Annotated in this window: 13 protein-coding genes; 5 read left to right on the forward strand and 8 right to left on the reverse strand. The window is 61.5% G+C overall.

The window, feature by feature from the left end; translation table 11 throughout:
* Positions 1-23: 23 nt before the first annotated feature.
* Together A0251_RS05545 and A0251_RS05550 are read right to left on the reverse strand one after the other, a co-directional pair.
* Positions 24-857 carry an SDR family oxidoreductase gene (locus tag A0251_RS05545; RefSeq protein WP_062815834.1) on the reverse strand — a complete coding sequence of 278 codons (834 nt, stop codon included), beginning with the start codon at positions 855-857 and terminating at the stop codon, positions 24-26.
* A gap of 60 nt (positions 858-917) precedes the next feature.
* Complete coding sequence (locus A0251_RS05550; protein ID WP_231874170.1) at positions 918-1,781, reverse strand: alpha/beta fold hydrolase; 864 nt, start codon at positions 1,779-1,781, stop codon at positions 918-920.
* Between the two features lie 30 nt (positions 1,782-1,811).
* Between A0251_RS05550 and A0251_RS05555 the strand changes: the two genes are divergently transcribed.
* Positions 1,812-2,264 (forward strand): 3D domain-containing protein, encoded by a 453-nt coding sequence (locus A0251_RS05555; RefSeq protein WP_062815835.1) that lies wholly within the window; start codon positions 1,812-1,814, stop codon positions 2,262-2,264.
* A gap of 90 nt (positions 2,265-2,354) precedes the next feature.
* Here A0251_RS05555 and A0251_RS05560 read toward each other — a convergent pair whose 3' ends face one another.
* The 3 genes from A0251_RS05560 to A0251_RS05570 are packed head-to-tail and all read right to left on the reverse strand — an operon-like array spanning position 2,355 to position 5,486.
* On the reverse strand, positions 2,355-3,113 hold the full coding sequence (locus A0251_RS05560) for an SDR family oxidoreductase (RefSeq protein WP_062815836.1): 759 nt from the start codon (positions 3,111-3,113) through the stop codon (positions 2,355-2,357).
* Complete coding sequence (locus tag A0251_RS05565) at positions 3,110-4,045, reverse strand: alpha/beta hydrolase (protein ID WP_062815837.1); 936 nt, start codon at positions 4,043-4,045, stop codon at positions 3,110-3,112. Before A0251_RS05565 ends, A0251_RS05560 begins: the two co-directional genes overlap by 4 nt.
* The gene (locus A0251_RS05570; protein WP_062815838.1) at positions 4,029-5,486 is read right to left on the reverse strand and encodes an NAD(P)/FAD-dependent oxidoreductase; all 1,458 of its coding nucleotides are present in this window, start codon (positions 5,484-5,486) and stop codon (positions 4,029-4,031) included. Before A0251_RS05570 ends, A0251_RS05565 begins: the two co-directional genes overlap by 17 nt.
* A 101-nt stretch (positions 5,487-5,587) precedes the next feature.
* Here A0251_RS05570 and A0251_RS05575 point away from each other — a divergent pair, with 101 nt between their 5' ends.
* Positions 5,588-6,595: an AraC family transcriptional regulator gene (locus A0251_RS05575; protein ID WP_062815839.1), complete on the forward strand. Its 1,008-nt coding sequence runs from the start codon at positions 5,588-5,590 to the stop codon at positions 6,593-6,595.
* A 139-nt stretch (positions 6,596-6,734) separates the two neighbouring features.
* Here the strand turns inward: A0251_RS05575 and A0251_RS05580 are convergent, their stop codons facing one another.
* The gene (locus A0251_RS05580; RefSeq protein ID WP_062815840.1) at positions 6,735-7,196 is read right to left on the reverse strand and encodes an LEA type 2 family protein; all 462 of its coding nucleotides are present in this window, start codon (positions 7,194-7,196) and stop codon (positions 6,735-6,737) included.
* A 277-nt stretch (positions 7,197-7,473) separates the two neighbouring features.
* Positions 7,474-8,229 (reverse strand): SDR family NAD(P)-dependent oxidoreductase, encoded by a 756-nt coding sequence (locus tag A0251_RS05585; protein ID WP_062815841.1) that lies wholly within the window; start codon positions 8,227-8,229, stop codon positions 7,474-7,476.
* Between the two features lie 125 nt (positions 8,230-8,354).
* Here A0251_RS05585 and A0251_RS05590 point away from each other — a divergent pair, with 125 nt between their 5' ends.
* From A0251_RS05590 to A0251_RS05600, 3 genes are all read left to right on the forward strand, one after another.
* Positions 8,355-8,852 (forward strand): hypothetical protein, encoded by a 498-nt coding sequence (locus tag A0251_RS05590; protein WP_062815842.1) that lies wholly within the window; start codon positions 8,355-8,357, stop codon positions 8,850-8,852.
* 7 nt (positions 8,853-8,859) lie between these two features.
* A complete protein-coding gene (locus A0251_RS05595) occupies positions 8,860-10,728 on the forward strand; it encodes a lipopolysaccharide assembly protein LapB (RefSeq protein WP_062815843.1) in 1,869 nt (622 codons plus the stop codon).
* Positions 10,729-10,831: 103 nt separating this feature from the next.
* Positions 10,832-11,443 (forward strand): LysE family translocator, encoded by a 612-nt coding sequence (locus tag A0251_RS05600; protein ID WP_197461853.1) that lies wholly within the window; start codon positions 10,832-10,834, stop codon positions 11,441-11,443.
* 36 nt (positions 11,444-11,479) lie between these two features.
* On the opposite strand, the gene A0251_RS05605 is transcribed toward A0251_RS05600, so the two are convergent.
* Positions 11,480-12,454, reverse strand: a complete 975-nt coding sequence (locus A0251_RS05605; protein WP_062815845.1) for an FAD:protein FMN transferase — start codon at positions 12,452-12,454, stop codon at positions 11,480-11,482.
* Positions 12,455-12,475 lie beyond the last annotated feature (21 nt).

Here is a 12,475-nt window from a genome sequence, read left to right on the forward strand (position 1 = left end):
GCGTTATCTCAGTGGTGGGATTCTCACAGCGTCGGCAGGTCCAGCTCGGCCATGGTGTCGAAATACAACTCTTCCGCCAGCTTCTGGTTGCGTGCCCGTGGCGAACGCAGGGCCGGTTTGTGGTTGGCGAAGTATTCCCCGGTGATGTCAGCGTACTGCGGGTCCAGCGCCAGGCTCACCGGCAGGGTCGCCGCCTTTTCCGGAGTGGTAAGGGTGGGGCGGATCAGGGCCATGGCCGCTTTGGGCACATGACGGAAGATCGGCGTGTCCACGCCGCCGGGGTGCAGCGCATTACTGGTAATGCCGATATCCCGCAGGCGCTCTGCGAGCACATTGCTGAACAGGATGTTGCCCAGCTTGGACTGGCCATAGGCATCCATCACCAGATAGGGCTTGCGGCCACGCCAGGTGTTCTTGTTGATCCGTCCCAGCCAATGCGCCACGGAGGCGACGTGCAGGATGCGTGGCTGATTCCCTTTTTTCAGCAGCGGCAACATCAGGTGGGTGAACAGCACCGGCGCCAGATAATTGACCCCGAACTGCATTTCATAACCCTCGCGGGTGAATTCCTGCTGAGTGGGCACGACGCCGGCGTTATTGATCAGCACGTCCAGCTCGCCCAGCTCGCGGTAGATCATCGCGGCGTTGTCGCGGACATTCTCCAGATCGGAAAGATCCAGCGGGAACAGCCGGACCTTGGCGTCAGGATGGCGATTCTTGATGCGAGCAATGGCAGCCTGGCCCTTGGTCTGGTCCCGACAGGCCAGTGACACTTCTGCGCCATGGCCGACCAGTTGCTCGGCGGTACAGTAGCCGATGCCGGAATTGCCGCCAGTAATCAGGACACGCTTGCTCATGATTTGCTCCGCTGTGGTTTGCGCCAGCTTACCAGTATGAGTGCGTCCTGTGAGGCCAATCTAATGCGGAGTGCGATCAATCCAGTCGAGGATGTCATCAGCCACCTGTTGCCACCGGGGACCCTGGAGCAGCAGGTGAGGCCCTTCGGGATAGAAGCGGTATTCGCCCTGGTCTGCCAGGTGGTCGTGAAGATGGCTGATCCCGGCCGCAGGCACGGAGTTGTCCTTGCCGCCGTAGAGCAGCAGTGACGGTGTCTGGATCGAGGGCGCCCGGTCGCTGGCGCTGTCAGCCAGCTTGATCAGACCCCAATAGGCATCCATGCGCACATTACGGATCACCCGGGGATCCGTTGCCAGCCGCTGGGCACTATGGTCTGCCAGGTGCGGATCATCGGGGCGGCGGTCCACGGTCAGACGATATCCCGGGGCCAGGAAGGCGGCGCTGGCGATGGCCGCATTCCAGCCATAACGCAGGCGAATGCCTTCACGTACGGCGGGCCCGGCCAGCACCATGCCGGCGACTTTGTCTGGCACCTCCAGGGCTGCCAGGATCGCCACGGCGCCCCCCAGGCTTTCCCCGACAAGGAACACCGGACGTTGATAGCGTTCATAGAGTTGCTCGATCTGGAAGATGGCTTCCGAGACCAGTTGCTCCTCCCCGGCCCATTGGCCCTGCTGGATTCGGTCGCCGAATCCGGCCTGGTCATAGCTGATCAGCAGGTGCCCATGATCCGCAAGGTAAGGGCCCAGCGCCTCGAAGGCGGCGCCGTAGTCGCCGAAGCTGTGCAACCCCAGTATCACCGCATCGGGCTCCCCGGCGGGTTGCCATTGGCGCAGGGTATCGGTGAGGGGCGCAGGGGCAGCCGTATCCTCCGCCCTTTTGTCGGAAACCAGGTTGCAGGCCGACAGCAGACCGTGAAGCATAACAAGTGTGACCAGACGGAGAATCATCGAATGAGTCTAGCAATCCGCCCGCAACGGCGAGTGAATGCCTGCGCCTTTACCCTGGCATTGCTGGCGGTGACCTGGCTGGTGGCGCGTTGCGAGGCGGATACTGCAACCCCCGCTGCAGCGGACACGGTGACCATGACAGTGACTGCCACGGCGTACAATTCCCTGCACGGTCAGGGCGCCGGTGCGGACCATGCCCTGGCCGCCTGGGGCGATCGCCTCACGCCGGGTATGAAGGCCATTGCGGTGTCACGGGATCTGATCCCCCTGGGGCTGGACTACAATGCCGAGGTGCAGATTGAGGGCTTGCCCGGGACCTGGCAGGTGAAGGACAAGATGCACTGGCGCTGGAAAAAGAAGATCGATATTTACATGGGTGAGGACATACAGGCGGCCAGGCAGTGGGGCCGCAGAAAGGTGACGATTACCTTCCTGGCACCTCAGGACGAGCCCTAGCTTGACCCCCCGGCTGTAGGAGCGTCGCTGGCGGCGCGATTCTGACTTCCTTTATCGCGCCGCCAGCGACGCTCCTACGGAGAAGCTGCGTCAATCCCGGCTCAGGAACTGCAGCAACAGACGTGTCGAGCCGCTGGGCAACGCCTTGTCCAACAGCTTCAGCAGCTTGAAGCTGAGCCCCACCGGGTTGTGCACCGGGACTTTTTCGTTCGCGGCCTGCCAGACCTTTGCCACCACGTCGTCGGCACTCAGATTGACACCCATGCGGTCCAGTATCGGCGGACGGAAGCTGGCTTGCTCCACCATGGGGGTTTTCACGAACGGGGGCATGATGTCCACCACACGAATACCCTGTCGGCCCCATTCGATGTTCAGCGCTTCGGTGAGTGAGCGCACGGCGAACTTGCTGGCGGAGTAAGAGGCAAAATGTGGCACACCATAAAGGGCTGAGGCGGAACTCATATTGATGATCGCCGCCGCCCGGCTTTCCTGAAGGAAAGGGTGGGCGGCCAGGCTCATGTTGATCAGCCCGGTCACGTTGATATCGATGATCTGCCTGTGCTGCTCTGCGCTGATGGACTCGAAGGGTCCCATGCGCAGGATGCCGGCACAGTTGAACAGCACATCGATGCAGCCGTCTTCGGCAAAGTCCCTGCAGGCGTGTTGACAGGCAATGCTGTCGGTCACATCCAGTCGCCGGTACCAGCTGTCGTTCAATGTGGCCGCCAGCTCGGCCAGCGCAGTGTCGTTCACATCCGTGAGGCCCACCCGCCAACCGCTGTCATGGAAATGTCTGGCGGTGGCCAGGCCGATGCCGCTGGCGGCACCGGTGATCAGGATACGTTTCATGCGCTGACATCCTTCCAGTGTTTATGGATAAACCGGGCGCAGGTCATCAGGGCCTGGTCCGCATCGGCCAACACTCCGGCATGGAGCTGGAAGTCATGCCAGCGTTGCGGGTGGACCTGCAGACGGGCTGGCGTGCCCGCGTCGTTCAGGGCGCTGCACAGACGGTGGCTGTCGTTGAGCAGGATCTCGTCGCTGCCGGCCTGAATCAGTACCGGGGGCAGACCGGTCAGGTCGCCATTGAGGGGGGAGCAGGCCGGCCGGGCAGGATCTTCACCGCCATAGGCGTCAGCGGCGCTGGCCAGCCAGGCCGGGCTGAGCATGATGTCCCGGTCGGTGTCGAAAAGATCGTTGAGGCTCAGGTCCACCCAGGGCGAGATCAGGATGGTGCAGCTGGGCAAGGCGGTTTTTTTCGCTTTCAGTGCTTGCAGGGTGGCCAGGGCGAGGCCGCCGCCGGCGGAATCGCCGGCAATCACCAGGGTGGCAGGGTCCACCCCTTCTGCCAGCAGGGCATCGTACACGGCCACGGCATCCTCGATGGCGGCGGGGCAGGCATGCTCCGGTGCCAGCCGGTAGTCCGGAACCACCACGCGGGCATTGGCGAATTTCGCCAGGTGTGAGGTAACCGAGCGGTGACTTTCCGGGCTGCCGGCCACATAGCCACCACCGTGCAGGTAGAGCACGGTGCCCTGGGCATTCAGGGGCGCGTAGTGGCGACAGGGCACGTCACCCAGGGGCGCGTCATGGCTGGGCACATCACGGGCGACCAGAGTGGTCTTGGCCATGATGTCCATCCAGCGGCGCTGCGTCTTCACGCTGAAGCGCGGGTTGGCCACCGGTTTGAACAGCATGGCCAGGGACTGACGCAGGGCGCCGGCCAGTATTTGCTGGGTGCCGGACTGGGCCCGGCTGATTCGATCAACGAAGGAGGTCATAGTCACTCAGGTCCAGGGTCCGTGTCTGGCGGCGGTAGTCGAAGGTAAAGCCGGGCCAGTTGTTGGTGTTCTTGCCACTCTCGGTCTTGTACCAGCTGTGGCAGCCCTTGTCCCAGACGGTATTGCTGATCTTGTCCTGCACCGTCTTGTTGAATTCGTCCTGTACCCGGTCACGCACTTCCAGTGCCTTGATGTCCTGTTCGTCCATCTGCGCCACACATTGCAGGATGTAATGAATCTGGCTTTCCAGCATGTAGATGATGGAGTTGTGGCCCAGGTTGGTGTTGGGGCCGTAGAGCATGAACAGGTTGGGAAAGCCGCGCACGGTGATGCCCAGATAGGCCTCGGCGCCGTCTTTCCACACCGCATTCAGATCGGCTCCATCACGGCCGGTAATGGTCATGGGGGTGAGGAAGTCGGTGGCCTTGAAGCCGGTACCGTAGATGATCACATCGGCGTCGTGGTGGGTGCCGGTGCTGTCGGTGAGGCCGCTCTGGTCCACCGAGCTGATACCGTGGTTGATCACTTCCACATGGTCCTGGGCCAGGGCCGGGTAGTAATCGTTGGACATGAGGATGCGCTTGCAGCCCATGGGGTAATCCGGGGTCAGCTTCTCGCGCAGGACCGGGTCCTTGATCTGCTGCTTCAGGTGGCGGCGGAACAGCCACTCGTACACCTTCATGGCTTTCTGGAAGGAGGTGAAGCCCAGGGCCCGGGATTCATTGGTAGCATAGATGCGCAGCCGGTCCAGGGTCTGGGTAATCGGTGCCTTGCTCAGTACCTGATGCTCCAGTTTGCTGTAGGCCCGATCCGGTTTGGCAATCACATGGGCAGCGGAGCGTTGGAACAGCTTTACCTTGCCGGCCACCTTGGCCACTTCCGGCACGAACTGGATGGCGCTGGCACCGGTGCCCACGACGGCCACGGTCTTGCCGGTCAGGTCCACGTCGTGGTCCCAGCGGGCACTATGGAAATGGGCGCCGCCGAAATCCTCGATACCGGACAGCGGCGGGTAGGCGGGCTGGTTGAGCTGGCCGGTGGCGGTGATCAGCACCCGGGTGGTCAGGGTGTCGCCATTGGTGAGCGTCAGCTCCCAGATGCCATCTTCGTCACGGTAGTGGGCCTCGGCCACTTCGGTGTGGAAGCGGATGTGCCGGTACAGGTCGTACTTGCGCGCACAGTATTGCTGGTAGGCGAAGATTTCCTGTTGCGGTGCGAAGCGGCGGCTCCAGGGGTAATGGCGCTCGAAGGAAAACGAATACAGATGCGAGGGCACATCGCAGGCGGCGCCGGGGTAGGTGTTGTCACGCCAGCAGCCACCCACGTCGTGGCCTTTTTCAATCATCAAAATATTCTCTTCGCCCTGGGCTTTCAGGCGAATGGCCATGCCGAGTCCGCCGAAGCCGGCACCGATAATCACCACGTTGTGGGTCACTTGCATGGTAAACATCCCGATAAACTTTATTGAGGATCACTCTAACGGGACGGATACGCCTTGTTTATGGCATTCTGGGACATAAAATTGTGGGAAACGGACATTTCATGGATGTACGTCGAGCTATCACCAGTGTGCGTCTGCAGGTGGCCTACGCCGCCGAGCATGGGCTGGCCCCCGAAGCCTGTCTGTCGGGCAGTGACATCGACCCGGCCATGCTGCACCGGCCGGAAACCACCATCGAGCGGGCCCAGGAGCGGCGAGTGGTTGAGAACCTCTGCGCACAACTGGGGGATCCGGTCCGGCATGGCCTGGCAATGGGGCAGCGTTATCACCTGAGCAGCTACGGAGTGTGGGGCTTTGCCCTGCTCAGTAGCCCCACCCTCCGGCAGGCGGTGGAGCTGGGGGTGCGTTATCTGGATCTGACCTTTGCCTTTCTGGATATCCGACTCGATGAAGTGCAGGGCGAGGCGGTGTTGATGCTGGAAGACAGCGGGCTGCCGGAGACCATTCGGCCCTATCTGCTGGCGCGGGATGCCAGCGCCGTGATGATGATCCAGGAAGAGTTGTTCGCCAGCCGGATTCCCCTGTCTTACCTGGCCCTGCGTTTACCGGCTCAGGACCCGGCGCCGTTTACGGCCATTTTTGGCCTGCCCCCCCGGTTCGATCAGTCACACAACCAGGCTCGCTTTGTGGCCGGTCTGCTGGATATGCCCTTGCCCCAGGCCAACCCGGTCACCGCCCGGCTCTGCGAGGAGCAGTGCCAGCAATTACTGGTGCAGCGCTATCGGCAGGGCGGGGTGGCGTTGCAGGTACGTCGGCGCCTGCTCAGCCAGCCGGGCAGCTTTCCGGGTATGGAAGCCATGGCGTCCGCCCTGGGCGTCACCAGCCGCACCCTGCGTCGTCAGCTGCAAGCAGAAGGTACCGGGTATCGGGAGCTGCTGGATGAAGTGCGGCGGATGCTGGCGGAACAGTGGTTGATTCTGGGCGGACTGGGCATGGAAGAGATTAGTGAGCGGTTGGGGTTTTCCGAGCTGTCCAACTTCAATCACGCTTTCCGCCGCTGGACCGGCCAGACCCCGGCCCGGTTTCGGCGCGAGCGGCAGAGGAAGTGACGTGTTATCACAGAGGTTTCTTGAATAGGCTGTAGGAGCGTCGCTGGCGGCGCGATTCTGGCCTCCTTCATCGCGCCGCGAGCGACGCTCCTACAGCAAGGGTTGTTAACGAAATCAGGCTGCTATGCGCTCAGGCACTTCAAGGCATCGCAGGCAGCGTCATTTCGCCTTCCTTGTCGAAAGACAGCGGCAGCGGTACGCCGGCAACGCGGGCCTTGCCCACCAGTCGATACTGCAGGGGCTTGTCCTGTTGCTGCTGGATGTTCTGTAACTGCTTCAGGCTACTCAGCAGGCTGGTGGTAATGGTGGTGTTGACCTTGGCATCGCCCATGGCGGGCAGGGTCACGCTCTCACCGGTGAGGCCGCGGGCAAACTTTTCCCAGTTGATGAAGATCTCGTAGTCGAGACTCTTGAGGGTCAGCTCCCGATCATTGGGGTTGCGGGCCCGCAGGGTCAATCCCCATTCCTGCTCGAACAGGCTGATGCTATTGAGGGCAATGCCCGTAACGCTGACCTCCGGGGCTTCCAGTGATCCCAGTGTCTGGCAGCCGCTTGTGATCATGGCAGCCATGATCAGCCAGATGGCAGCAATCTTTCTCATTCCCTAACTCCTTTGCATGGGCCCGGTTAGAGGCAAGCATAGCGGGAAAGTTGCATCAATGAAGCAGGCGGATGAGTTGTCGCGGAGAGACAGGATAGGTGCATGCCGAACGGCCCGGTCTCCCGCCACGCCACCGCGCCCCTGGCGGGGCGCGCATGGCGCGGCATCCTGATCGGGCCGCCGGCATGGATGCCAATACACGAGGTGTATCGACCTTTTGATAGTGGCGCGGATCGGCGGGGTGTGGCAAGCGACAAGTGTGACAATTTTGTATCTGTTACCAGGGGAGCGTGTCCCCCTGCCAATTGATAAAGCGGCCACTCTGTTCCGGGGTCGCCCTGTCCAGCTGCTGGGTCAGTTGTTCGGCTACCCATGGTGGCGAGAACAGCTTTCCTTCCGGTACCCGGGATTGAAAAGGCGCCGACAGGGGGGTATCCGTTGTTCCGGGGTGCAGGGCAAGCACCGTCAGTTTAGGGGCCCGACGGCGGGCTTCCACCGCGAAGGTGCGCAATAGCTGGTTCAGTGCCGCTTTGCTGCTGCGATAGCTGTACCATCCGCCCAGATGATTATCGGTGATGCTGCCCACCCGGGCGGAAATGGCGGCAAAGACTGCCGGTTGCTGACGAAGCAGTGGCAGCAGCCCCTGGGCCAGCAATATGGGGGCCCAGGCGTTCAGACGGAAGCTGTATTCCAGGTTTTCTGCGCAAAGATCTTCCAGGCGCTTTTCCGGGGAACGATTGTGACCGGAGTCGTGCAAGACACCGGCGCAGTGGATGACACGGGACAGATGGTCGGTGTATCCGGCGGTGGCCGCAGCCAGTGAGGCCGGCCCCTGGGCGGTTGCCAGATCTGACGGGATCAACCTCAGGCGGTCATTGTGGTCGTTCAATGTTGCCAGTGGAGAGTGGTCAGGGTGTCGGCTGCTGGCAATGACGTGATCTCCCCGCGACAGATGCAGGTGAGTGAGCGCCAGACCGATACCGGAACTGGCGCCGGTAATCAGTACCGGGTAGGGAAGGGATTCGCTGGTCATGGCGGAAGAATCGCCGTTAGTCGGACAAGCTGACGTGAAGAGGGGATCAGTTGTGACAATCACAACAGTCAAAGGGACATGGCTATGGTAGATTCACAAAAAACCATCAGGATTGGGGGAGCGCAATGCGCCGTGTAGTAGTGTTGCTGTTGATGTTGTTTGCCAGCCAGCTTCATGCCGCCGAGCTGGACAAGGAACTGGCGGATTTCAAACGCGACGTGCTGGAAGTCAATAAACGCCTGTTGCTTCTGGAAGAGGAGTTGCTGTTCCCGGCGGATACCCAGGTGGGCATTTATGTGTCGCTGGATGTGGGCCATTACTTCCAGCCGGACAGTGTGACCCTGGAGCTGGATGGTGAAGTGCTGGCCAGTCACCTTTATACCGAGCGGGAATTGCGTGCCCTGAAAAACGGGGCGGTGCAGCGGCTGGCACTGGCCAACGTAAAGAACGGCGAGCATGAGATCGTTGCTTTCGTAACCGGTATGGGGCCAGAGGGCCGCGAGATCCGCCGGGGTGTGACCGGTCGATTCGACAAGCGCCATGGTCGCCATTTCGTGCAGCTGCATATCGAGGACGACAAGGCCAAACAGCAGCCCCGTCTCCTGTTCCGTGACTGGCGCTGAGGCGAGCATGCTGAAGTGGTCTGCCATGGTGTTGATGCTGGTCAGCTCACTGGCCTGGGGACGGCTGGATAAGCCGCATCAGGTACAGGAACTGGCCTATGGGGAAGTGGCCTATCTCTACCTGCAAGGCGACTATTTTGCCGCCTTGACCCGGGCGCAAATGGCCCTGGAGCGGGGTGAGGTGGATGTGCACCGGGCCGACCTGGAGGTGCTGCTGGGAGCCATGTACAGCGCCTACGGTATGCCGGAGGATGCTGAGCGTGTCTTCAGTGCCCTGCTGGATCAGCAGGTCAGTGGCGAGGTGGCCCAGCGAGCCTGGATTCATCTGGCCGGTCTTTTCTACCGCCAGCAAAAATACCAGCGAGCCCTGGAGACCCTGGAACAGCAGGTGGGTACCCCTCCTGAAGGCTTGCAAGAGGTCTACCTCAGTCTGCGGGCACGGGTCTTGATGCGCCTGGGTCGCTATGAGAAGGCGGCGGAATCCCTGGATGCCTTTGCTGAAAACCACCCGCTCAATGCCTATCTGCGATACAACCTGGCGATCAGCTGGATCAATGGCAAGCACCCGGGGCTGGGCCAGGAATGGTTGTGGGAGCTGGCCAATCTGCCGCCCGGCGCACCGGAAGTGAATGCCATCAAGGACAAGGCCATGCTGGCCCTGGCCATCTACATGCTGCGCAGCGACCAGGAAGACCGTGCCCTGCAACTGCTTCGTGATGCGCGCCTGGAAGGGCCCTTTGCCGATGTATCCCTGTTGCTTTACGCCCGCGCCCTGCTGATCGAGAACCAGCCGGCCCGGGCCCTGCCGGTGCTGCAGAAACTGGACCGGCAATCAATTCAGCGCTCCACGGTGCAGGAAGCGCAGCTGGCCATCCCTTACCTTTACGAGCAGATGGGCGATCAGCGTTCCGCGCGTCAGGCTTTCCAGACCGCATTGGAACGTTTTGACGGGCTGGAGCAATACCTGCTGGAGGTGGAGGCACGCATTGCCAGCGGCGCCTGGTTTGAGGAAATGGTGGGTGAGCCCCGCTGGTCCACCGCCATGGACCCGGTGCCGCCGTTTCTGCCGAAACGGGTAAAGAGCTTCCCCACGTTTTATGAATGGTTTGCCACCACGGAATTCCAGCATGGTTGGCACAATTATCACGAGCTGATGCGTCAGCGGAATCTGCTCACCCAATGGCAGAATACCCTGCCTGCCATGCAGACCATGCTCGCCGCCCATGAGCGAAAGCATCAGCAGGTCAGACCCCAAGCGAAGGCCCTGCTACGGGAGTTGTCCCGGCAGGATTTTCAGGAGCGCCTGACCCGATTGCAGCGAGACTATGACACGGCGGTATCCGAGCAGGACCCCCTGCCGTTTGCCACCGACAAGGAACAACGCCTTTGGGAGGCCCAGCAGGAAGCGGAGCGCAAGACCCGTGGCTGGGGCAAGCGCAAACGGCCGGATATGACCGCCAAGCTGGATTTCTACAAAGGCATTCTGCTTTGGGAAATGCAGGAGGATATCGTACCGCGGCAATGGCAGCGAAAGCAGGAGCTCAGTGAGATCAGCACCCTGCTGGATCAGACCCGGGTGTTACGCAGCCGGGTCATGGTGGCCAGCAACCGGGTACAGCGGCTGGAATACTTCCGCCAGGAACTGCCCGCCCTGGAGCGGGAGCTGGCCAGCTTGCAACAGCGTGGTGAGCGACTCATGCGCCGTCAGCAGTACTCGCTGCAAGCGTCGGCGTTTGAACAGGTCACGGTAACCCGCAAAAGACTGAAACGGTTCAGTGCGGCGGCCCATGAGGGGCTGGCGGATCTGTATAACAAGGCGTTGCGCAATCGCCGGGAGCCGGCGGCTGCCAGTGGTGTCGAGGCGCCGGTAGAGTAGGCGCTGACACTCTCGTCGCCTGGCTCAGGGTGCCGAGGACAACCGGGTAGCGGCTTTATGGCTGCCTTGCTGACGGGCAACAGATTGATGGCAGGGCATGGCCATGGATGGATACGGGGTACTGTTACTGATACCGGTGATGATGCTGCTGGCGGCGCTGCCCAGTACCAGTGTGGCGCTGGTGGTGGTGCGTTCTGCCCGACTGGGCGTGGGGCACGGCCTCTGGGTCGCCGCCGGTATTGTGGTGGCAGATCTGCTGTTTGCCGGCCTTGCCTTGTGGGGCATGACCGAATTGGCGCGGCAGCTGGGTGGTTTTTTTTCTCTGGTCCGAATTCTCGCCGGGCTCTGGCTGGTGTGGTTCGGCATCACGCTTATCCGCAGTCGTGACACAACCGTCAGCGGCGCGTCCATCAGGGGGAGTAGCAAGGTGGCCAGCTTTCTGGCCGGGCTGGCGGTCACCCTGGGCGATATCAAGGCGATGGTGTTCTACGCGAGCCTGTTTCCGCTGTTTGTGGATATGCACACCCCGGCTGTCGGGTATCTTGTTACGGTATTGCTGATTACGGTTTTCAGTGTGGGTGGCGTTAAGGCCATCTATGCGTTGCTGGCCGAGCGGATTGCCCGTCACCGTCATCCCCAATGGCGAAAGCCCCTGAACATGGTCGCCGGCTGCACCATGATTGGCGCCGGCACCTGGCTGGTAGCCCGCCCCTAGGAACGAAACGGGAATAGCCGGGAGGGGGAGTGCCGCCTATTCCGGTGCGGTGAGATCGTTGGAATAAACCACGTTACCGCGGCGATCGATGATGATGGCGGAGGTGTTCGCCAGCTGATTGATCAGCGCCAGACCTTTTTCCACTCCCAGCACAAAGACACTGGTCGAGAGAGCATCTGCGTCCAGGCTGTTGCCGGCCAGTACGGTAACGCTGGCCAGGCCATCAACGCTCTTGCCGGTTTGCGGCGACAGGATATGGTGGATGCGGCGGCCATCACGGATAAAGTAGCGCTGGTAGTCGCCGGAGGTGGACATGGCCAGGTCGGCGATGGGCAGTCGCATGGCCACCTTTTCCCGGTTACGGGGATGCTGGATGCCGACTTCCCAGGGTCGCCCCCGGTGGTCGCCAAGCACATAGCTGTCGCCGCCCAGTGACAACCAGGCATGGGCAATGCCTGCTTCTTTCAAAAGCGCGATGCCCCGATCAATCGCATACCCCTTGGCGATGCCGCCCAGGTCGATGCGGGTGCCGGGCGAACGAAAATGCACGCGATGATCCGGTAGCAAGGCAATACGGTCGGCGCCGATGTGACGTGTGGCATCGGCCAGCGCTGTCTCATCCGGTGCCTTGCCTTGCCGATAGTCATAGAGATGACCGGCACTGGCAAAGGTGATATCGAAGGCGCCGTCGGTGAGCTGATAGAAATAGAGAGACCGTTCCAGTAGCTGGTAAAACTCCGGGCTGATGGTTTGCGGTGCCTTGTGCCCCAGCCGGTTGAGCCGGGCAAGCTCGCTATCGTCCACCCAGGGAGAGAGCAACTGGTTGAGCCGTTCCATCTCCGTTTCCAGTCGCTGGAACAGGTCGGTGGCATCGTCTTCGGACCACAGGGAGACGCTTGCGCGGGTGCCCATCACATCCCAGTGGTGCTGTTGCCAGTTGGCGTACACGGGGAGTGACAATAGCAGCACAAGGCAGGCAAACAGTGCGCGCAGCAGGTGGGGGCGAAGCATCAGCGTATCCGGGACCAGTGT

Origin of the sequence: Alcanivorax sp. NBRC 102024 (assembly GCF_001602235.1) — a bacterium.
Classification (GTDB): Bacteria; Pseudomonadota; Gammaproteobacteria; order Pseudomonadales; family Alcanivoracaceae; genus Alcanivorax.